Genomic DNA, 20157 nt, shown 5'->3' with positions numbered 1-20157 from the left:
CGAAAGGTCAGCCGAGCAGGCTCTGGATCGGGGCCATCGCGAAGTAGACGACGAACGCCGCCGCCACGGCCCACATCAACGGGTGGGTGCCGCGCGCCCGGCCGGTCAGGACCCTCAGCAGCACGTAGCTGATGAAGCCCGCGCCGATGCCGTTCGCGATCGAGTAGGTGAACGGCATGACCACGATCGTCAGGAACGCGGGCAGGGCGATGGTGAAGTCGCTGAAGTCGATCTGGCGGACCTGCATCATCATCAGCGCGCCGACGATCACCAACGCGGGGGCGGCCGCCTCGATCGGCACGACCTTGTAGAGCGGCGTGAAGAACATCGCCAGCAGGAACAGCACGCCGGTCACGACGTTCGCGAGGCCCGTCCGCGCGCCCTCCGCGATGCCGGACGCCGACTCGATGTAGACGGTGTTCGACGAGCTGGACGCGGCACCACCGGCCACGGCACCGAGGCCCTCGACGAGCAGCGCCTTGCCGACGTTGGGCAGCTGGCCGTCCTTGTCGAGGAGGTCGCCTTCCTTGCCGAGGCCGGTCATCGTGCCGACCGCGTCGAAGAAGTCGGTGAGCACCAGCGTGAAGACCATGAGGGCCGCGGCCAGCGCCGGGAGCCGGGTCCAGGCGCCGAACGACACCTGACCCAGCAGCGACAGGTCCGGCACGCCGAAGACCTGGTCGGGCAGCGCGGGGTAGCCGAGGTTCCAGCCCTTGGCGTTGACGCCCGCGGACGGACCGGCCTTGACGATGGCTTCGAGGATGATCGCGAAGATCGCCGTGCTGATGATGCCGATGAGGATCGCGCCCTTGACCTTGCGCGCGAACAGCACACCGGTGACCACGAGTCCGACCACGAACACCAGCGTCGGCCAGCTCGCGATCGACCCGTTGATGCCCAGCCCGACCGGCACCGTGGTGTTCGCGGCGTCCGGCAACCGGCGGACGAACCCGGCGTCGACCAGGCCGATGAAGGTGATGAACAGGCCGATGCCGACCGCGATCGCGGCCTTGAGCTCGTTCGGGACCGCCCTGAACACCGCGGTCCGCACGCCCGTGAGGACCAGCAGGAGGATGATCAGGCCACTGACCAGGATGAGGCCCATCGCCTCCGGCCAGGACACCTTGGCCGCGACCGAGACCGCCACGAACGAGTTGATGCCGAGCCCGGTGGCCAGCGCGAACGGGTAGTTGGCGATCAGTCCGAAGAGGATGGTCATCACCCCGGCCACCAGCGCCGTCACCGCCGCGACCTGGCCGACCGGGAGGATGTTGCCGAGCACGTCCGGGTGCGCGCCCGGTCCCGTCGGCGCGAAGCTGCCGATGATCAGCGGGTTGAGCACCACGATGTAGGCCATCGTGAAGAACGTGACGACGCCGCCGCGCAGTTCCCGCGCCACGGTCGACCCGCGCTCGGAAATCTTGAAGAACCCGTCCAGCATCTGGTCTCCTAACGATGTGTCCGAACGCGACTCCGCCCCACATCCGCCGTCGTTGCCGCACCGGCTGGCCGATCCCGTGCCGGTCGTGGTGGGTGGTACCGCGCTGTGGTTCCTCGGGTTTCTGGTCGTGCTCGTGGTGGACCGCGCCAACAGCACCCTGCTCTGGACGACCTTGTCCGGCGGTCTGCTCGGGATCATCGGGTACGGAGTGTTCTACTGGCAACGCCGGGCCGCGAGGCGAGGATCACGAACTGCGCAGCAGGGTCTCGAAGACGTCTAGCCGGCCGTCGCGAGTGGACTGATCGGGTGACTTCCCAACAAGGCGAAGTTAGGCTAACCTAAGTCTCGTCGCTTCGTGGTGGGAGCGGCAGTCAGTTCGGGAACGGACGAGGCCCCCGCTCTGGGCAGAGCGGGGGCCTCGTCGTGTTCAGCGCGCGGGAAGCTTTGTCGGAGCACCCACCGCCGAAGTCAGAGTCGCAGGCCGTGCCGGCCCGCCCGGGCGGCCTCGAAGCGCGCGGACACGTCCTCCCAGTTGACGACGTTCCACAGCGCCGAGATGTAGTCGGCCTTCAGGTTGCGGTACTGCAGGTAGTACGCGTGCTCCCAGATGTCGAACGCGAGCAGCGGCGTGGTCGCGATCGACAGGTTCGAGTGGTGGTCCTTGAGCTGCTGCGTGATCAGCTTCTGGCCGACCGGCTCCCACGCGAGGATGCCCCAGCCCGAGCCCTGGATCGACGACGCGGCCGCGTTGAGCTGGGCGCGGAACTTGTCGAACGACCCGAAGTGCTCGTCGATGGCCGCCGCGAGCTCGCCGACCGGCTTGTCGCCGCCGTTCGGGCTGAGGTTCTTCCACCACACCTGGTGCAGCGCGTGGCCGGCCAGGTGGAACGCGAGCGTGGTCTCCAGGCCGACGATGCCGCCGAAGTTCTCCTTGTCGCGGGCTTCCTCGATCTGCTCCAACGTGTCGTTGGCGCCCTTCACGTACGCCGCGTGGTGCTTGCCGTGGTGCAGCTCGTTGATCTCGCCGATGATCGCGGGCTCCAGGTCGCCGTAGTCGTAGTCGAGATCCGGCAGCACGTACTGGGCCATGACATCTCCCCAATTGCACTTGATTGGTAGTTGCAACTTACTAGCAACAAGGTCGAGTAAACCAGTTGCGGCCGGACGTACCGTCGAAAGCGTGTCCGTGCTGACAGCCAGGAACATTTCGCTGTCGTTCGGTCCGAGGACCGTGATCTCGGAGGTCGATCTCGATGTTTCACCTGGTGACCGCGTCGGTCTGAGCGCTCCCAACGGCGCCGGCAAGTCGACGTTGCTCCGGCTGCTCGCCGGTGAGCTGCGACCGGAGACCGGCTCCGTCTCAAGCACCGGGACGGTCGCGCACCTGACGCAGGAGACCCTCCACGTCGCCGGTGAGTCGCTCCGGGACCATCTCGCGCGCCGCACCGGCGTCGCGCAGGCCGAGGAGTGGTTGCAACGAGCGGCGGAAGCGCTCGGTGAAGGCCGCGGTGAGGACTACCCGGAGGCACTCGACCACTGGACCGCCATCGGTGCCGATGACTTCGGCGAACGCGCGGACGCGGTCTGCGAACGCCTCGGGCTCCCGGCGGACCTGCTCGACGGCCGCGCGCCGGACGAGCTGTCCGGCGGCCAGCAGGCACGGCTCCGGCTGGCCGCGGTGCTGCTGACCCGTGCCGACGTGCTGCTGCTCGACGAGCCGACGAACGACCTCGACGCGGCCGGGCTCGACCTGCTGGAGTCCCACGTGCGGGGGTATCCGGGCGCGATCGTGCTGGTGAGCCACGACCGGGAGTTCCTGGCGCGCACCACGACCGCGATCGCGGAGCTCGACGAGTTCACGCACCGGCTGGCGGTGTTCGGCGGAGGCTGGGACGCCTACGTCGAGGAGAAGGCGAACGCGGACCGCCGCGCCCAGGAGGAGTACGAGGCGTACGCGGAGAAGCGCGACTCTCTGGTGCAGCGCAGCCGGCAGGTCAAGGAGTGGTCGCGCAAGGGCGTGCGCCGGGCGACGAGCGCCAAGGCGCGCAACGACGAGCCGGACAAGAACCTCCGCGCGGGCCGGGTGCGCGCCGCGGAGAACCTGACGGCGAAAGCGTCCGTTGTGGACCGTCAGCTGGCACGGCTGGAGGAGGTGGAGGAACCGCGCGAGGCGTGGCAGCTGCGGCTCACCCTGCCGTCGGCGGGGCGGGGCAGCTCGGTGGCGCTCACGTTGCGGCAGGCGGTGGTCAGCCGCGGCGACGTGACGCTCGGACCGGTCGACCTCACCATCGGCGCGGGCGAGCGGTGGCGGATCACCGGTCCGAACGGCAGCGGCAAGTCGACGTTGCTCGGTGCGCTGCTCGGCCGCGTCCCGCTGGTGTCCGGTGACCGCTCGATCGGACCGGGCGTGGTGGTCGGCGAGGTCGACCAGCTGCGGGCGGAGTTCGCCTCCGACGCCTCGGCGCTGCGGATCGTCGCCGATGCGACGGGCCTGCCGGACGTGGAGGTGCGCACGTTGCTCGCGAAGTTCCGGCTGGGCGCGGACAGCGTGCTGCGGCCGGCACGGGAGCTGTCGCCGGGGGAACGCACCCGCGCGGGCTTGGCGCTGCTGCAAGCCCGCGGCACGACCTGTTTGGTGCTCGACGAACCCACGAACCACTTGGATCTGCCGGCGATCGAACAGCTGGAGCAGGCGCTGGAGTCGTACGGCGGAACGTTGTTGCTGGTCACCCACGATCGGCGGCTCGCATCGGCCGTGCGGGTGGATCGTGAGCTCAACGTGCGCGACCTCCTCACGTCCACTCCCGTCAAGGGTGGAAGATATGGGCCATGAGCACCGAGGAGGACTGGCCGGTCGAACAGACCTGGTCGATGCGCAACACCCACTGGCACGCCTATGTGGAGCACACATCGCTCGACCACGCTTCCCCTCGGCAGGTCCGGCTTGAGCGCACCCCCGAAGAAGTGCTCACCTCGCCCGCCGAGGTGGCGGCCTGGCTGGAGGTCAACCTCCGCAGCGCGACGCGGCCGGAGGAGACCGGCAAGAAGCGCGTGAAGGACGAGCGCGACTTCACCGACTCCAACCGCGTGCACGCGTCGCTGGCCTCGCGCGGCGAGTCGATCTACACGGGTGTGAAGGGTGAGCTGACGCTGGCGGTCGAGGCCGTCACGCCCGACGAGTGCCGGATCTCCCACGACGGTGCGGACGTCGCGCCGTTGAAGGCGGGCCGCCGCCGCTGAGCCCGACCGGCCGCCTGGGCGCCATCGCTACATTGATCCCCGGTAGTTTCTTCATGGGGGATTTTGATGAAGCGTTTGCTGCCCGTTCTGGGCGCGCTGGTTCTGGTTGCCGCGGTTCTCGCGGTGGTGGTGTGGCAACGGTCGGACACGGTGGCCGCGCCATTGCCCCCTCCCGGTGACGTGGTGCTGCAGTACGCGGACGGCTCACCGCTCTGGCGCTCGGGCGAACCGGAGACGCCGCTGGTCAAGCAGGTCACCAAGGAGCTCGCCACGAGCGCGAGCATGACGGTCGGCCAGCTCCGCGAGGTCGGCGGCGCGACCGTCGTGACGACGATCGACCCGAAGGCCCAGTCCGGTGCGCTGGAGGTGATCCGCACGGCGTCGGCCGGTCAGCCCGCGTCGTTGCGGTACTCGATCACCGCCGTGGACCCGAACACCGGCGCCGTGACGGCCTACGCGCCGGGCACCGATCCCGCCGCCGACTACGCGGGCGGCGTACTGAAGGAGCCGGGACAGGCGTTCTTCCCGTTCAACGTCGTCGCCGCACTGCAGAGCGGCAAGACGCTCGACAGCACCTACGACGGCCGTTCGCCGCGCGTCTTCGGCCAGGTGTCGATCAGCGACGAAGCAGGCTGCGGCGAGCGCTGCACAGTGCGCGAGGCGCTGCGGAAGTCGGGCAACGTCGTGATGTACGACCTGGTGGCCAACGACACCGGGATCAGGCCGGTCGTCACCGCCGCGCACCAGGCCGGTGTGCCGGAGTCGGTGGACCTCGACGGCACGAAGACCAAGCTCCTCGTCGGCGACGGCGACGGCCTCCCGAACGCGGGTGTGTCGCTCGGAGCGAGCGAGGCGCGCATGCGACCGCTCGACCTCGCGGCGGCCTACGCCACGTTCGCCGCGGAAGGCACGCAGCACAAGGCGCACTTCATCACCCGTGTCACCAACGCCGGCGGCAACCTGGTGTACCGGGCGGTGGATCCCGCCAAGCCCGCGTTCGACCAGGACCCGGCGCGCAGCAAGGACATCGCGAACCAGGTCACCGGTGCGCTGCGCGACGGCGGCGCGTGCGGAGCGGACGCCGCGTGCCTGAACGGCGAGTGGCGGGCCGGCGTGTCCGACCGGGAGCAGGTCGCGCACGCGTGGACGGTCGGCTACACGCCTCGTGCTTCGGTGGCCGTGTTCGTGGGCGGCGATCGGGCCGCCGCGCCCGCGGTCGACAAGGACGGGAGGGCGGTCGTGGGTTCCGGGCTGCCCAACGAGATGTGGCGGGCGATGCAGGAGAAGCTGACGCCGTGACGCGGCGTGTGGCCCCCGTGCTGGTCCTGGTCGCTCTGGTTGCTCTGGTCGTCGGATACGTGGTGTGGCAACGGCCGGCTGCTCCGGTTCCGAAACCCTTGGCACCGAAGGATGTCGTGCTCCAGTACGCGGACGGCTCCACGATGTGGCGCAGCACGGATGCCTGGAAGCGGCCGCCGATCGTGCAGCGGGTGTTCGCGGAGCTGGGCCCGGCGGCGCTGTCGTTCGACTCGCTCAAGGCGACCGGCGGCGTGGTCCGCACGACGATCGACGCGCGGGCGCAGACCTTCGCCGCCGCGGTGGTCGGCCGGCTGATCCCCCCGCTCCGGGTGATCGACACGTCGGCGCCGATCACGGGCCGGCCGCGCGAGCTCGACGCGTCGGTGACGGCGATCGATCCGGGCTCGGGTCGGGTGCGGGTGTACTTCCCCGGTCTGAGCTCGGTCGACGATCTGGCAGGTGGCGTGCGGAAGGAACTGCCCGCGGTCCTCGCCGAGCCGTTCGCCGCGGTTGCGCCGAACGCGATCGAGGAACGAGCGACGCCGCTCGACGTGAGCGCCGCGTACGCAACCCTGGCCGCGAGAGGTGTTCAGCGCGAGCCGCACTTCGTCACCTCGGTGACCGCGGCGGACGGTTCGTTGCTGTACGAGGCCGCCGACACCGCCAAACCCGTGTACGCCACGGACAGGGTGGACCGGATCACCGCTTCGCTGAAGGAGAAGCCCGGTTGCGACGGGACGGCGTGCGTGCCGGACGCCTTCCCGTGGATGGTCGGCTACACGCCCGAGTTCGCGGTCACGGTGTACGTGGAGCAGACCGGCGTCGTCGACGCCGGCCTGCCCAGGCTGATCTGCTTGAGTTCCTGAAGGAGCTGCCCGCGTGAGGCTCACCCGACGTGCCACGTGTGCACCGGCTCGCCGCCGTGCATCAGCTCCATGTACCGCTTGAGCATCCCGGACAGCGCCGCGTCCCTCGACATGCCGCGTTCCTCAAGCAGCGCAACGGTTTCCCGCTGCCACGACGAGCCGGTGCGGCGCGCGAGGCAGCGTTGTTCGATCACGCCGAGGTAGCGTTCACGCGCCTCGTCGGAGACGCCGCAGTCGCGCAGGCCCTCGTGCGCCATCGGCAGGAGGCGGCGCAGCACGAGCTCGTCCGGCGGGATCCAGCCGATGCCCGGCCAGTACAGCTGGGCGTTCATGCCGTGCCTGGCGCCGGTGTAGAGGTTCTCCTCGGCCGCCTGGAACGACATCTGCGTCCACAGTGGACGTTCCTGGGCGGCGAGGGCGCGCTGGGTGCCGTAGAAGAAGGCGGCGTTGGCCATCGTGTCGAGCACCGTGGGGCCCGCGGGCAGGACGCGGTTCTCCACGCGCAGGTGCGGCACGCCGTCGACCACGTCGTAGACCGGGCGGTTCCAGCGCCAGATCGTGCCGTTGTGCAGGCGCAGCTCGGAAAGACGAGGCGCGCCACCGGCTTCGAGGGTCTCCAACGGGTCCTCGTCGTCGGTTTCGGGCAGCAGGCTGGGGAAGTAGCGCACGTTCTCCTCGAACAGGTCGAAGATCGACGTGATCCACCGTTCACCGAACCACACGCGCGGGCGGACGCCCTGGTTCTTCAGCTCGTCCGGGCGGGTGTCGGTGGCCTGCTGGAACAACGGGATGCGGGTCTCGTGCCAGAGCGCCTTGCCCAGCAGGAAGGCCGAGTTCGCGGCGATCGCCACCTGCACCCCGGCCAGGCACTGGGCGGCGTTCCAGTGCGCGGCGAAGTGCGTCGGCTCGACCTGCAGGTGCAGCTGCACCGACGTGCAGGCGGCTTCGGGCAGGATCGACTCCGCGTAGGTCAGGAGCTTCTCCGGCCCTCTGCCCGGCATCGCCGGGCCTTCCATGTGCAGCACCATCTCCTCGCCGCGCGCGGCGAAGATGGTGTCGTTGAGGAGCGCGTACCGCGGGCTCTCGGAGAGCCACTTGCGGTCGAAGTGCCGTTCCCGCAACGTGGGCAGCACGCCGATCATGGCCAGGTTGGCGCCGACGTCGTTGGCCTTGGCGTCCGCGCTGTCGAGTGACGTGCGCAGTTCCTCTTCCAGGCCAAGCATCTCACCCCCGGCCAGCTCACGCGGCGGGACGTTGATCTCCAGGTTCTGCTGTCCCAGTTCGAGCGTGTAGGAGGGATCGTCGATCTTCTCGAGCACCTCCGAGTTCGCCATCGCCGGGCGCATGGCGTCGTCGACGAGGTTCAGCTCGATCTCGAGCCCCATCTGCCGACGGGGAAAGGAAAATGTGTCTTCTGCGAGCATCGTCGCCAATGCGTCCAGGCTGCGCTGCATCTTCGAGCGGTAACGCTGGCGATCGTCTCTGGTGAACGTGCGGCTGGACACTTCGCTTCCCATGCCGCTACCCCTTCGCTCGGCGCCGGTGGGCGCGGGCCAGGCGGAACGCCAAACGTGACACAGCGGAAACCTCCTTTACATCGCCCAAATCGGTGCTCTCTGTCACGTCGAGATAACAACCAGCGATCATCCGCTGGTCGGGCGTGTGCGGTTCCGCCCTCCGGACTACCTCGCCTGTTCCACCCCGGGCCGGATGCGAAACTTCCGGCGTGGCGAAGGTGATCGAGATCAACGACCCGGCGGACCCCCGGCTGGACGACTTCCGGGACCTCTCGACGGCTGATCGCAGGCCCGACCGGCCGGGAGGACGCGGCCTCGTCATCGCCGAGGGTGTCGTGGTGGTCGAACGTCTGCTGGCTTCGCCGTACCCGGTGCGCGGGCTGCTCGGGGTGCGGCGGCGGATCGAGGCGCTCGACCTCTCTGACCTGGACGTTCCCGCCTACGTGACCTCAGCGGAGGTGATGGCGTCGGTCGTCGGGTTCCACCTGAACCGGGGTGTGCTGGCCGCCGCCGACCGCGCCCCCGCCCGGGAGCTGGAGGACCTGGCCGACCGCTCGCAGCGCCTGGCCGTTCTGGAGGGCGTGGGTGACCACGAGAACTTGGGCTCGATCTTCCGCAACGCCGCGGCGCTGGGCGTGGACGGCGTCGTGCTGGGCCCCGGCTGCAGCGATCCGCTGTACCGGCGCAGCGTGCGGGTGTCGATGGGGCACGTGCTGCGCGTGCCGTTCGCTACCACGGATCAGTGGCCCGCGGCGCTGAACCTGTTGCGGCACAAGGGGTTCACAGTTGCCGCTCTGACGCCGCGCGCTTCCGCGCCGCACCTCGCGGACGCGGGGCTGCGCGGGCGGCGCGTGGCGGTGCTGCTGGGCTCCGAGGGGCCGGGGCTCACCGAGGAGGCCATCGCCGCCGCGGACGTGGCGGTGCGGATCCCCATGTCGTCCGGCGTGGACTCGCTGAACGTCGCCACCGCCGGCGCGGTGGCGTTCTACGCCCTGCTCTGAGCGAGCCCCGCACGCGTCCGACGTCGATGAAGGGCGCCTTCCTCCACCTGAGGTGCAGTAAGGCGCCCTTCATCGAGCACTCGGCAGCGCCGGCGCGGTGGAGTTCTAGAGGAGCGTGAGGATCAGGACGAGCCAGGCGACCAGCACGCCGGTGACCACGCCGTAGGCGACCCACCGCCACACCGGCACCCGGCGTCCCAGCCACACGCTGGGGGCGAGACCGCCGACCACCAGCACGTTCGCCACGAGCGCGAGCCAGCGGCTGGTCTCGCCGAGGCCGAGGGACAGCGACACCACGGTCACCGTGACGATGGCCGCGGTGATGAAGCTGACCGTCAGCCCCGTTCCCCACGGGGTCGGCTCCTCGGCCGGCTCGGCGGTCTGGACGGGGGCTTTCGCGGGCTCGTCCGGTGCCTCGACGCTGACCAGCTCACCGCTCACCGGGTCGGTGTAGCTGACCGTGGCGTTCATGACCGCCGCGATCCTGCCCGCGAGCTGCTTGCCGCGTCGTGCCACCAGTGCGCCGGCGACCCCGTCGGCGGGCGTCTCCGTGCGCACGACCGCGTCGGCGACCTTGGCCCACTCGTGCAGCGCCTCGGCCAGTTCGGCGCCGAGGGGCAGGCTGTGCGGGTCGACCTCGCGCTCACCGGACTCGTCGTTGCCGGCGAGGACGGCCCGGCCGTCCCGGACTCGCAACTCCACGAACCCTCCTACGGTCTTCCGGAGCCTCGTCGGAGAACCTATCGGACATCGTCAGGGCCGTAGTGCCTCCGTTGCCCGTGCGAAGTAGTCGAACAGCGTCCGCCGCTCCTCCTCGCTGTACCCGGCGAAGAGAGCGCCGAGCTTCTCCCTGGCGGGGGCCAGGGCCTCGGCGAGCTGGATCGGCTCCCCGCACGGCTCGACGATCACCTTGCGCCGGTCGTCGGGAGACGGTGTCCGCCGCACGAAGCCCGCGGCCTCCAGACGGTCGATCAGGCGCGTCGTCGGGCCGGTGGTCAGTCCTGTCTGCGCGGACAGCTCGCCGGGGGTCATCGGGCCGTTGAGGTCGAGCAGGTTCAGCGCGTACAGGTCCGTGCCGCCCAGGCCGCACGACCGCGCGGCGTGCAGGCCGTGCAGCACCATCGCGCCGACGTAACGCCGGTAGACCTCACTCGCGTCTGTTGACATCCACCCACCCCTCTCCTAATCTCTTCCCCAACGAAGAGACTTCCTGAAGGAAGAGACTTCTCCGACGAAGAGAATTTAGCAAGGGGGAACCATGAGTGACGAAGCAGGCGTCCGCGCGTTGTTCGCACAGCTCGTCGAGGCGTGGAACCGGGGCGACGGCGCCGCGTACGGCGAGTGCTTCACCGACGACGCCACCTACGTGGCCTGGTTCGGCACCATCTACCGCACGGGCAGTGACATCGGGCGTTCACACCAGGTCCTGTTCGACACCTTCCTCAAGGACACGAAGATGACCATCGAGGGAGACGTCGACGTGCGGTTCTACGGCGAGGACACGGCGGTGCTGACGACGCGCGGCGACGTGGGGAAGAAGCCCGGCAAGGGCGCGAAGGTGCAGACGTTCACGCTGGTGCGGCAGAACGGGGCGTGGAAGATCGCGGCGTTCCAGAACACGAAGCGCCACACGCTGCTCGAGCGGATCTCGTTCAGGTTCCAGCCGGGCATCCGGCCGGCGGCGTGAGGTCGCGTTCGCGCCAGATCCCCATTGGCGCGAACGCGACCACAGGCCTAGGCGAGCGAGTCGCGCCAGGCCGTGTGCAGGGCGGCGAACCGCCCGCGCTCACCGATCAGCTCCTCGGGGGAGCCGTCTTCCACCACAATGCCACCATCCAGGACCAGTACGCGGTCCGCGATCAGGACCGTGGACAGGCGGTGGGCGATGATGAACGCCGTGCGGTCGGCCAGCACCGTCTCCAGGGCGGCCTGCACTGCGCGTTCGGTGGGCACGTCCAGCGACGACGTGGCCTCGTCCAGCACCAGCACGGCGGGGTCGGCGAGGAAGGCCCGCGCGAACGCCACCATCTGGCGCTGGCCCGCCGACAACCTACCGCCCCGCTTGCGGACGTCCGTGTCGTAGCCGTCCGGGAGTGCCGCGATGAACTCGTGCGCACCCACCTCGGCGGCCGCGGACTCGATCTCGGCGCGCGTGGCCGACGGACGGCCCAGGGCGATGTTGTCGGCCACCGAGCCGGAGAACAGGAAGTTCTCCTGGGTCACCATCACCACGGCCCGGCGCAGGTCGGTGTCCGCGACCGACCGCAGGTCCACCCCGTCCAGCAGCACCGAGCCCGCCGACGGGTCGTAGAACCGGGACACCAGCTTGGCCAGCGTGGTCTTGCCGGCACCGGTCGCGCCGACCAGAGCCACGGTCTGGCCCGCCGGCACGTCGAGCGTGAAGCGCGGCAGCACCTGGCGTGACGTGTTCGGGTACTGGAACTCCACGTCGGCGAAGCGGATCGCACCACGCGCGTGCGGCAGCGCCACCGGCGAGGACGGTTCCGGGACCGACGGTTCCTCCTCCAGGACGCCGGAGATCTTCTCCAGGGCGGCCGTGGCGGAGGAGTAGGAGTTCGCGAACATCGCCAGCTCGTCGAACGGGTCGTAGAACCGGCGCAGGTACACGGTGAACGCGGTCAGCACGCCCAGCGCGAGCGTGCCGTCCGCGACCCGGTAGGCGCCCCACGCCAGCACGACGGCCAGTGACACGTTGCCGATCATGCGGATCGTGGCGACGAACGTGGCCATGACGCCCAGCGCGTCCACGTTCGCGTCGCGGAACTGGCCGTTGAAGGCATTCATGATCGTCTCGTTGCGGGGCTGGCGGCGGAACGCCTGCACCGCGCGGATGCCGTTCATGGACTCCACGAACTGGACGATGATCTTGGCGATGGCGCCGCGGGTGCCCCGGTAGGCCTCCACCGAGCGGCGGCGGAACCAGCGCCAGATGAAGAACAACGGCACGAAGCCCGCCACCACGACGGTCGCCAGCGGCGGGTCCAGCCACAGCAGGATGATCGCGATGCCCGCCACCGACAGCGCCGCGTTGAACAGGCTGTCCAGCCCCTCCTCGATGAGGTTCTGCAGCGCGTCGACGTCGCTGGTCAGGCGCGAGATGACCTTGCCGGACGTGTAGGACTCGTGGAAGCCGACGGACAGGCGCTGCGCGTGCCGGAAGATCCGCCCGCGCAGGTCCAGCAGCAGGTCCTGGCCCACGCGGCCGGAGATCCGCAGGAACGCCCAGCGCAGGAACGTCGTCACGCCCGCGCAGCCCGCGTAGCCGGCCACGCACCACGCCAGCACCGACGCGTCACCGCGCATCGCCGCCGGGATGCCCTTGTCGATCGCGGCGGCGATCAGCAGCGGCAGCGCGAGGTTCGCGAGGTTGCCGCCGAACACCGCCCCGATCGCGAGCGACGCACGGCCGATGTGTGGCCGCAGCAACGAACCCAGGAGCTTGCGGGACCTGGCCTGCAGGCGCAGTCCGGTCGAGTACGAGATCTCGTTGATCTCCTCGGCGGCGACGCCGCGCCACTCCTCCTCCGGCTGGACCTGGTGTTGCACCACAGTCTGGTCGCTCACGACGCCACCTCCTCTTCGACGATCTCGTCGGCGTCCGAACTGGACAGCAGACGCCGGTACTCCTCGTTGGTCTCCAACAACATCCGGTGCGAACCGATCGCGGCGATCTTGCCGTCGACCAGCATCGCGACGCGGTCGGCGAGCTGCACCGTGGACGACCGGTGCGCCACCACCAGCGCCGTCACGCCGCGCAGCACCCTGCGCAGGGCGGCTTCCACCTCGGCCTCGGTGTGCACGTCCAGCGCGGACAGCGGGTCGTCCAGCACCAGCACCGCCGGCTTGCCGACGACCGCGCGGGCCAGCGCCAGGCGTTGCCGCTGACCACCGGACAGCGACAGGCCCTGCTCGCCGATGCGGGTCGCGAGACCCCACGGCAGCGCGTCCACGAACTCCTCGGCCTTGGCGACCCGCAACGCCTCGCGCACCGCCTCCTCGGTGACGTCCGGCACGCCCAGACCGACGTTCTCGGTGACCGACGCGGAGAACAGCACGGGTTCCTCGAACGCCGTGCCGACCACCGTCCGCAGGTCCTCCAGCGAGAGGTCCCGCACGTCGACGCCGTCGATGGTGATCCGGCCGGCCGTCACGTCGGCCAGTCGCGGCACCAGCGCGGTGAGCGTCGTCTTGCCGGAGCCGGTCGCGCCGACCAGCGCCACGGTCTCGCCGGGTCGCAGGTCGAGGTCGATGCCGGACAGCACCTCGCGGCCGTCCTCGAACGCGAACCGCACACCCTCGAAACGAACGTGCCCGCGCAGCGGCGTGGGCAGCGGCGCGGGCGAGGCGGGGCTGGTGATCGTCACGGGGGAGTCGATGACCTCCCAGTAGCGTTCCAGCGCGGCGGCGGTCTGGTTCGTCTCCGCCAGCAGCCAGCCGATGGAGTCGATCGGCCAGCGCAGGTACGCGCTCACCGCGACGGCCGCGACCAGCGTGCCGACCGTGATCGAGCCGTTGATGATGCCGATCGCGCCGACGCCGAGCATGCCCGCGATCGAGAGCTCGGGCAGCACGATCAGCACCGACCACAGCGCGGCCAGGATCGAGACCTTGTTGAGCTCGGTCGCCCGCAGCTCACGTGCCTGCGCCAGGAACCGGTTCGTGAGCTCCGGCCCGCGCCCGAACGCCTTGAGCACCCGGATGCCGAGCACCGACTCCTCGACGATCGTGGTGAGGTCGCCCTCCTGGTCCTGGGCCTTGCGCGCCACGACCTTGAACTTCGCCTCGAAGAGGTACGAGATGACGATCAACGGCATCGCACCGCACAACGACACGATGAGCAGCCACGGCGAGAGCGTCGCGATGATGCCCAGCCCGATCAGCACGACCAGGCTGTTCACCACCAGGAAGACCATGCCGAACGCGACGAACCGCCGCACGGTCGTGAGGTCGTTGGTGCCGCGCGACAGCAGCTGACCGGACTGCCACCGGTCGTGGAACGCCACGGGCAGCCGCTGGAGGCGCTGGTAGAGGTCGAACCGCATGCGGGCCTCGACCTCGGCCGCCGGTCGCGCGACCACCTTGCGGCGGAGGTAGAAGAGCGTGGCCTCGCCGATGCCGAGCACCAGGACGCCGAGGACGAGCCACGGCAGCGCCGCGGTCTGCTTCTGCTGAATCGGGCCGTCGACGATGCGCTGGGTCACCAGCGGGATGCCGAGTCCGCACAACATCGCGAGCAGCGTCGCCGAGAGCACGACAGCCATCCGTGCGCGGTGCGGCCGCACGTACGGCCACAGCCTTCGCAAGGTGCGGATTGTCGAGTTGCGTTGATCGCTCACGCGATGAGCCCCCTCCAGGTCGTCTCCAAAGTACGAAGAACAACCGGTGGTCAGCATCCGGTTTTTCTCCCCACCGGAGCCTGCTGTCTCGACTTAGGTCGAGGTCAAGGGCACGATGACCACCATGACGCGGTTTCTGCGAACCGAGCAGACGATGGCGTTTCCACACGGACGGCTCATCGCCTCGCGTGACGGTGCGAACTACGTGCTGGCCCCCGACGGCTGGGACCACCTGGCCGGTCCACGTCCCCGGCACGCGATGTACGTCTCCCGCGAGGAGGCCGAGGACTGGTGCGAACGCGAGGGCTGGGACCTGCACCTGCTGGACGAGGTGCCGGTCACCTCCTGAACGTGACGAGGCCGACCAGTCCGTAGGAGACGGCGGCGAGCAACGCCTCGGCGTGGTGCCGGTTCGAGAACCACCCGAGGACGGGCTCGTGCACCTTGAAGTAGAGCCCGAGCCCCAGCACGACCGGCCCGAGCAGGATGATCGGCCACACCGGCCGCACCCCGAGGACCCACAGCACCGGCCCGGCCACCACCAGCGACGACACCAGCGCGAGCGGCAGCCCGATCAGCACGAGCAGCAGGAACGTCGACATCGACGTGCTGTCGAGCCACGACTTCAGGAAGCCCGACTCGTACGCCCACGTCCACCCGAGCACCAGCCCAGCCCCGACGGCCATCGACAAGATGACCCGGAACAGCAGCCGGCGTCCTGTCCTACCCGTCCTGCCCGCGGTGCTCTGCTCGGTCACGCCGCCCACCGTAACGAGCGGTCACCTCGGCGGCCAGGGCGTACCCGCCCGCGGCCGCCAGCGCGACCACGAAGGTCCCGCTGTCCTCGGGCAGCTGGAGCCGCACGAACTTCAGGATGAACATGCTGATGAGCAGCAGCAGCGCCGCACCCGTCGTCCCGCCGCCGGCGGTCGGCCAGGCTGGGGAGTACCGCACGAGCCGCAGCAGCCCCCACCCCACGACCGCCCACACGATCACCAGCACCGGCATGACCAGCAGGAACAGCGGAAAGATGCACACCAGACCGCTGTCCGACCCGTCGAAGTGGCACACGAGCTCGCTGGACGGCTCCAACGACCAGAACCACCCGGCCCCGCACAACGCGCCCACCAATGCCGCCGTCGCCGCCCTCATGGGAGGAGATCATGGCTCTTCGTCGGTGGCCTTGCCATGAGTAGAAGTGCCTGAACGGGTTCCCACCAGCGCGGCGGCCATGCCGTAGGCGAGGATCGGTACCCAGATCGGGGCGAAGGTGCCGGTGTGCGCCGCGGCCGCGAAGGTCACGATCCACAACAGCACCCAGAACAGGCAGCCGAGTCCCATCGCCGGCCAGGCGTCGGTTCGCCTGAGCAGCTTGAACACCACGTACACGAGCAGGCTCGCGACCAGTGCCCAGCCGATGGCGTGCAGCGGCGTGGTCAGGTCGAAGTCGAACCCCATGCTGAAGCACGGTTCGCCCTTCACCTTGCACTTCGGAAACGCCTCGTAGGTCACGTCTGCCTCGTCTCGCGGAGGGGGCCCGGCAAGAGGGTGGCGACAGGGAAGGTTACGACCGGGAGAACGACCTCCACCTGCGCGAGCACCCCGGTGTTCCAGGCCGCCAGGGCCAGCAGTGCCCACAGCGCGCCGCTGACCTTGACCACGTCCACCACCTCCGGCCGCCTTCGCAGCATCCAGTGCAGGACGAGCCCCGCCGCGGTCGTCCAGACGACCAGGAACATCGGCAGCGTCCAGATGATCGTCAGCGCGCACTCCGAACTGTCTGCGGTCGCGCACTCGGCCGGTAGCAGCGGTCGCCACGTCAGTCGCAGCCCGACCCCGGCGATCACGCCCGCCACCAGTCCGAGCAGAGCATGCTTCAGCACGCTCGTGGCCGGCCCACGGCCATTGCGGCCACCGCGTAGGCGGCGCACGCGGTGACCAGCACGGCGGCGAGCATCCAGAACGAGAAGGTCAGCGGGTAGAGCAGCACCGACGACCGGCCGCATCCGATGCGGCCTGGCTTGAGGTAGTAGTACCGCGGGAGTGCGTCGAGGGTCAGTGCCCATCCGGTGGCGGCGAGGGCTCCGGCGCACGCCCCCACCACAGTGCGCGACAACATGCGCCAAGAACTACCTGATCACCGCGCGGAAGAAGCCGATCTGCACGAACTCTCCACATCACCTTCACCGCGTGAGCACGGCGATCAACGCGTACAAAGCCGCGAAGACGGGGAAGGCGAGACAAGGCAGACCGAGCGCGAAGAAGATCATCGCGACGACGGACATCAACGTCGCGGGCACGGCCACCCAGCCTGCCCGCGACACACCCGCCGAACGCAGGGCGAACCACCCCAGAAACGCGGCGACCGCCGTGAAGACCGGCATGGTCTTCACGGCGGCGCCGAGACAGCCCCAGTTCTCGAACGAGCAGACCGCACCCGAGGCGATGAGCTCGAACACTCCCCACCAGGCCAGCCCGAGGAGTGCACCCACTCCGGCAGCCAGCGCGACACGGCGTCCCACTGGGCGTCAATCAGCGGTTCGACCGCACGCCCAGTAAAACGTCCTCCCACGAAGGGACGATGGGGTGGTTCTTCTTCCCCCGCTTGGGCGGAGGGTCCTTGCGCACCGGCTTCTCCGCGGCGGGCTCCTGCTCCTTCGTCACCGGCGGTGGCGCAGGGGCCGGAGCGGGCTCCGGTTCGGGCAGCTTCTCCTGAACCGGCTTCTCGGCCACCACGGGAGCGGGGGCCGGAGGCGGTGCCTGGGCCGGCACGGGAACGGGCTCCTCGGCAACGGGTGCGGGCAGCACCGGAGTCGCCTCCAGGGCCTGCCGCGCCAGCTGCGTCACCGGCCGCACCGTGCGCAGAGTCCGGTTCGGGTTCGGGTCCATCAGGTCGACCGCGGCGTCGTCCAGCGCCGTCACCGTGCCGCCCTGCGCACCGGGGTGGAACGCCCAGTGCGCCCGGTTGTCCGAACGGCCCGTCTTCCAGTGCAGCTGCACGATCCAACGGCCGTCGTCACCGCGCCACGAGTCCCACGAGGTGTCGGAGAGGTCGTGCCCGCGCAGCCCGAACGAGTGCGCGACGACCTCGCCGAGCGTCTGCACGTCCGGGCCGTCCTCGCGGACCGGGTGCGCGCGCTGGGCCAGCTCGGCCGTGCGCGAACGCTCCAGCAGGACCGGGTAGGCGAAGCGCTCGATGCGGTGCGTCGGCATGCCCGCGGCGGCCGCGACCTGCTCGATCGACTCGCCGGCGCGGATGCGGGCCTGGATCTCGCGCGGCCGCATCTGGGCCTCGCCCGACTCGATCTGCATCTGGCCGAGGCGGGCCAGATCACCGCGCAGTGCCGCCCGAAGGCGCTCGTCGGCGGGGAGCGTGAAGCGCTCGCCGCGGTTTTCGGGGTCCTCGAGGATGACGGACTTGCCGTCCTCGTCGAGCCCGATGACTCGCAGCGCTCGCATCGTGGCCTCCCTGAATTCGCACCTCGCCAGCAGACAACGTTAGGACAACGAGCCAGCCAGGAGTGGGAGACTCGCCGATATCTCTACGTGATCTTGCCAGTTCACGAGGGCTGTCGCACGCCGGTTTCCGGAAGGTTCACCTGGACCACCAGGCCGCCTCCCCCGTTCGGACGAGCCTTCGCCGACCCCTGATGAGCCCTCGCGACGGACTGCACGATCGACAGACCCAGGCCAGAACCCGCGGTCCCGGTGCGGTCGCGCAGCCGCCGGAACGGTTCGAACAGGCCCGGCACGGCCTCCGCCGGCACCGCCGGTCCTGTGTTGGAGACCACGAGCTCCCGATCGAGACGGACCGACACGGTTCCGCCGGGTTCGTTGTAGAGCAGGGCGTTGCGCAGCAGGTTGCCGACGAGCTGCGCCAGCAGCACGGGATCGCCCTCGACCAGGTACGGCCGAGTCGACACGTCGAAGGTGACTTCCTTCTCCGCCGCCAACGAGCCGCACGACTCGACCTCGTCGTCGATCACCTCGTCCAGCCACACCAGCTCTCGGCTGGCGAGACCGCGATCACTGCGTGCTAGCAGCAACAACCCGTCGATGAGCTTCTCGCTTCGCTCGTTCGTGTCGAGCAGATGCGCTCCGAGACGGCGCATGTCGTCCGTCGCGTCCGGCGCGGCCAACGCCACCTCGATCAACGTTCGTTGCACCGCGAGAGGCGTGCGCAGCTCGTGCGAGGCGTTCGCGACGAACCGCTTCTGGCTGTCGAACGACGACGCGAGCCGGTCGAGCATGCCGTCGAACGTGTCCGCGAGCTCCTTCAGCTCGTCCGGCGGCCCCTCCAGCTCGATCCGCTGGTCGAGCCGGGTCGCCTCCAGCCGGTGCGCGGTCGTGGTGATCTCGTGCAGCGGCGCCAGCACCCGTCCGGCCACGACCCAGCCGAGCCAGACGGCGAGGACCGCCGCGATCACGAGCGCGATGGCCGACTGCCACAGCAGCCTGCTCAGCACGTCCGACTGGACCTGCTCGCCGGTGACCACCATCGTGTCCGCGGGCAGCTCGGTGACCGTCAGCATCTCGCTCGTCGGGTAGGGCAACGCCTGGCGCGCCACGGCGACCCCGCCGACGGCCGGCTGGAACCACTCGGCGAGCAGGAAGTAGTTGAGCCCGATCAGCGCGACGCCCGCGATCAGGAACACCCCGGCGTACCAGGCCGTCAGCCTGGTCCTCAGCTTCACGGGCCGAACCGGTAGCCGGCACCGGGCACCGTCTCGATGACCTGAGGGGTGCCCAGCTTGCGGCGCAGCGTCATCACCGCCACCCGCACGGCGTTGGTGAACGGGTCGGCGTGCTCGTCCCAGGCCTTCTCCAGCAGCTCCTCGGGGCTCACGACGTTGCCCTCCGCCCGCATCAGCACCTCCAGCACGGCGAACTCCTTCGGCGAGAGCGGCAGGAACCTGCCGTTGCGCGACGCCTGGTGCCGCGGCAGGTCCAGCGTCACCCCTGCCCGTTCGAGCACCGGTGGCAGCGCGGGACGAGCCCGGCGGCCCAGCGCCTGCACGCGCGCCACCAGCTCGGCGAACGCGAACGGCTTGGTCAGGTAGTCGTCGGCCCCGAGCCCGAGCCCGGCCACCCGGTCGTCCACCTCGGCCGCCGCCGTCAGCATCAGCACCCGTGCCTCGCCACCGGTCGCGTGCACCGCCTTGCACACCTCGTCACCGTGGACGAGCGGCAGGTCGCGGTCCAGCACAACGACGTCGTACGCGTGCACCCCCACCCGTTCCAACGCCGCTTCACCGTCGTAGCAGACGTCGACCGCCATCGAGAACCTGCGCAGTCCCTCGGCGACCGTGTCCGCGAGCAGCTGTTCGTCCTCGACCACCAGCACGCGCATGACGCCCATTTTCCGCGCGTTGCCGATAAGCGCCGGATAAAGGCTTTCGCTTAACGCCCGCGAATGGGCGGCTCCGTAGACCTGTT

The 20157-nt window shown here is 69.7% G+C and carries 24 protein-coding genes; 8 read left to right on the top strand and 16 right to left on the bottom strand.

Going from position 1 to position 20157, the window contains the following annotated elements:
* Window positions 1-7 precede the first annotated feature (7 nt).
* On the bottom strand, window positions 8-1441 hold the full coding sequence (locus ABZV40_RS29765; protein ID WP_355448653.1) for an NCS2 family permease: 1434 nt from the start codon (window positions 1439-1441) through the stop codon (window positions 8-10).
* Window positions 1442-1457: 16 nt separating this feature from the next.
* Between ABZV40_RS29765 and ABZV40_RS29760 the strand changes: the two genes are divergently transcribed.
* Window positions 1458-1721 carry a DUF2530 domain-containing protein gene (locus ABZV40_RS29760; RefSeq protein ID WP_355448650.1) on the top strand — a complete coding sequence of 88 codons (264 nt, stop codon included), beginning with the start codon at window positions 1458-1460 and terminating at the stop codon, window positions 1719-1721.
* A 188-nt stretch (window positions 1722-1909) separates the two neighbouring features.
* On the opposite strand, the gene ABZV40_RS29755 is transcribed toward ABZV40_RS29760, so the two are convergent.
* Complete coding sequence (locus ABZV40_RS29755; protein ID WP_355448647.1) at window positions 1910-2530, bottom strand: superoxide dismutase; 621 nt, start codon at window positions 2528-2530, stop codon at window positions 1910-1912.
* Between the two features lie 91 nt (window positions 2531-2621).
* Between ABZV40_RS29755 and ABZV40_RS29750 the strand changes: the two genes are divergently transcribed.
* The 4 genes from ABZV40_RS29750 (at window position 2622) to ABZV40_RS29735 (ending at window position 6846) form a co-directional block, all read left to right on the top strand.
* Window positions 2622-4274: an ABC-F family ATP-binding cassette domain-containing protein gene (locus ABZV40_RS29750; protein WP_355448644.1), complete on the top strand. Its 1653-nt coding sequence runs from the start codon at window positions 2622-2624 to the stop codon at window positions 4272-4274.
* Window positions 4271-4681, top strand: a complete 411-nt coding sequence (locus tag ABZV40_RS29745) for a hypothetical protein (protein WP_355448641.1) — start codon at window positions 4271-4273, stop codon at window positions 4679-4681. The genes ABZV40_RS29750 and ABZV40_RS29745 overlap by 4 nt, the downstream gene beginning before the upstream one ends.
* A gap of 66 nt (window positions 4682-4747) precedes the next feature.
* Window positions 4748-5980 carry a penicillin-binding transpeptidase domain-containing protein gene (locus ABZV40_RS29740; RefSeq protein WP_355448639.1) on the top strand — a complete coding sequence of 411 codons (1233 nt, stop codon included), beginning with the start codon at window positions 4748-4750 and terminating at the stop codon, window positions 5978-5980.
* Complete coding sequence (locus ABZV40_RS29735; RefSeq protein WP_355448637.1) at window positions 5977-6846, top strand: hypothetical protein; 870 nt, start codon at window positions 5977-5979, stop codon at window positions 6844-6846. Before ABZV40_RS29740 ends, ABZV40_RS29735 begins: the two co-directional genes overlap by 4 nt.
* A 20-nt stretch (window positions 6847-6866) precedes the next feature.
* On the opposite strand, the gene ABZV40_RS29730 is transcribed toward ABZV40_RS29735, so the two are convergent.
* Complete coding sequence (locus ABZV40_RS29730) at window positions 6867-8363, bottom strand: glutamate--cysteine ligase (protein WP_355448635.1); 1497 nt, start codon at window positions 8361-8363, stop codon at window positions 6867-6869.
* A gap of 209 nt (window positions 8364-8572) precedes the next feature.
* On the opposite strand from ABZV40_RS29730, the gene ABZV40_RS29725 reads away from it, so the two are divergent.
* Entirely contained in the window at window positions 8573-9364 is a 792-nt protein-coding gene (locus tag ABZV40_RS29725; RefSeq protein WP_355448632.1) for an RNA methyltransferase, read from the top strand.
* A 105-nt stretch (window positions 9365-9469) separates the two neighbouring features.
* Here ABZV40_RS29725 and ABZV40_RS29720 read toward each other — a convergent pair whose 3' ends face one another.
* A complete protein-coding gene (locus tag ABZV40_RS29720; RefSeq protein WP_355448629.1) occupies window positions 9470-10066 on the bottom strand; it encodes a DUF2537 domain-containing protein in 597 nt (198 codons plus the stop codon).
* 51 nt (window positions 10067-10117) lie between these two features.
* On the bottom strand, window positions 10118-10531 hold the full coding sequence (locus ABZV40_RS29715) for a MarR family transcriptional regulator (protein ID WP_355448626.1): 414 nt from the start codon (window positions 10529-10531) through the stop codon (window positions 10118-10120).
* Window positions 10532-10622: 91 nt separating this feature from the next.
* Here ABZV40_RS29715 and ABZV40_RS29710 point away from each other — a divergent pair, with 91 nt between their 5' ends.
* Entirely contained in the window at window positions 10623-11051 is a 429-nt protein-coding gene (locus ABZV40_RS29710; RefSeq protein WP_355448623.1) for an SgcJ/EcaC family oxidoreductase, read from the top strand.
* Window positions 11052-11098: 47 nt separating this feature from the next.
* Here ABZV40_RS29710 and ABZV40_RS29705 read toward each other — a convergent pair whose 3' ends face one another.
* Both ABZV40_RS29705 and ABZV40_RS29700 read right to left on the bottom strand, forming a co-directional pair.
* The gene (locus ABZV40_RS29705; protein ID WP_355448620.1) at window positions 11099-12949 is read right to left on the bottom strand and encodes an ABC transporter ATP-binding protein; all 1851 of its coding nucleotides are present in this window, start codon (window positions 12947-12949) and stop codon (window positions 11099-11101) included.
* On the bottom strand, window positions 12946-14688 hold the full coding sequence (locus ABZV40_RS29700; protein WP_355448617.1) for an ABC transporter ATP-binding protein: 1743 nt from the start codon (window positions 14686-14688) through the stop codon (window positions 12946-12948). Before ABZV40_RS29700 ends, ABZV40_RS29705 begins: the two co-directional genes overlap by 4 nt.
* A gap of 157 nt (window positions 14689-14845) precedes the next feature.
* On the opposite strand from ABZV40_RS29700, the gene ABZV40_RS29695 reads away from it, so the two are divergent.
* Complete coding sequence (locus tag ABZV40_RS29695; RefSeq protein WP_355448614.1) at window positions 14846-15070, top strand: hypothetical protein; 225 nt, start codon at window positions 14846-14848, stop codon at window positions 15068-15070.
* Here the strand turns inward: ABZV40_RS29695 and ABZV40_RS29690 are convergent.
* The 9 genes from ABZV40_RS29690 to ABZV40_RS29650 form a co-directional block, all read right to left on the bottom strand.
* Window positions 15060-15479, bottom strand: a complete 420-nt coding sequence (locus ABZV40_RS29690) for a hypothetical protein (protein ID WP_355448611.1) — start codon at window positions 15477-15479, stop codon at window positions 15060-15062. The two genes, ABZV40_RS29695 and ABZV40_RS29690, sit on opposite strands and share 11 nt — an antisense overlap.
* The gene (locus ABZV40_RS29685; protein ID WP_355448608.1) at window positions 15445-15873 is read right to left on the bottom strand and encodes a hypothetical protein; all 429 of its coding nucleotides are present in this window, start codon (window positions 15871-15873) and stop codon (window positions 15445-15447) included. The genes ABZV40_RS29690 and ABZV40_RS29685 overlap by 35 nt, the downstream gene beginning before the upstream one ends.
* 9 nt (window positions 15874-15882) lie before the next feature.
* On the bottom strand, window positions 15883-16233 hold the full coding sequence (locus ABZV40_RS29680; protein ID WP_355448605.1) for a hypothetical protein: 351 nt from the start codon (window positions 16231-16233) through the stop codon (window positions 15883-15885).
* Window positions 16230-16604: a hypothetical protein gene (locus ABZV40_RS29675; protein WP_355448603.1), complete on the bottom strand. Its 375-nt coding sequence runs from the start codon at window positions 16602-16604 to the stop codon at window positions 16230-16232. Before ABZV40_RS29675 ends, ABZV40_RS29680 begins: the two co-directional genes overlap by 4 nt.
* Window positions 16598-16840, bottom strand: coding sequence for a hypothetical protein (locus ABZV40_RS29670; protein ID WP_355448600.1), 243 nt, complete (start codon window positions 16838-16840; stop codon window positions 16598-16600). Before ABZV40_RS29670 ends, ABZV40_RS29675 begins: the two co-directional genes overlap by 7 nt.
* Window positions 16841-16904: 64 nt before the next feature.
* Window positions 16905-17243 (bottom strand): hypothetical protein, encoded by a 339-nt coding sequence (locus tag ABZV40_RS29665; RefSeq protein WP_355448597.1) that lies wholly within the window; start codon window positions 17241-17243, stop codon window positions 16905-16907.
* 10 nt (window positions 17244-17253) lie between these two features.
* Window positions 17254-18180, bottom strand: a complete 927-nt coding sequence (sepH, locus tag ABZV40_RS29660) for a septation protein SepH (RefSeq protein WP_355448594.1) — start codon at window positions 18178-18180, stop codon at window positions 17254-17256.
* Between the two features lie 101 nt (window positions 18181-18281).
* Complete coding sequence (locus ABZV40_RS29655) at window positions 18282-19415, bottom strand: ATP-binding protein (protein WP_355448592.1); 1134 nt, start codon at window positions 19413-19415, stop codon at window positions 18282-18284.
* Window positions 19412-20071 (bottom strand): response regulator transcription factor, encoded by a 660-nt coding sequence (locus ABZV40_RS29650; RefSeq protein ID WP_355448589.1) that lies wholly within the window; start codon window positions 20069-20071, stop codon window positions 19412-19414. Before ABZV40_RS29650 ends, ABZV40_RS29655 begins: the two co-directional genes overlap by 4 nt.
* Window positions 20072-20157 lie beyond the last annotated feature (86 nt).

Source organism: Lentzea sp. NPDC004782 (assembly GCF_040609115.1).
GTDB lineage: Bacteria > Actinomycetota > Actinomycetes > Mycobacteriales > Pseudonocardiaceae > Lentzea.
The sequence above is the reverse complement of the archived record's forward strand: the minus strand, read 5'-3'. Positions and strand labels throughout refer to the sequence as shown.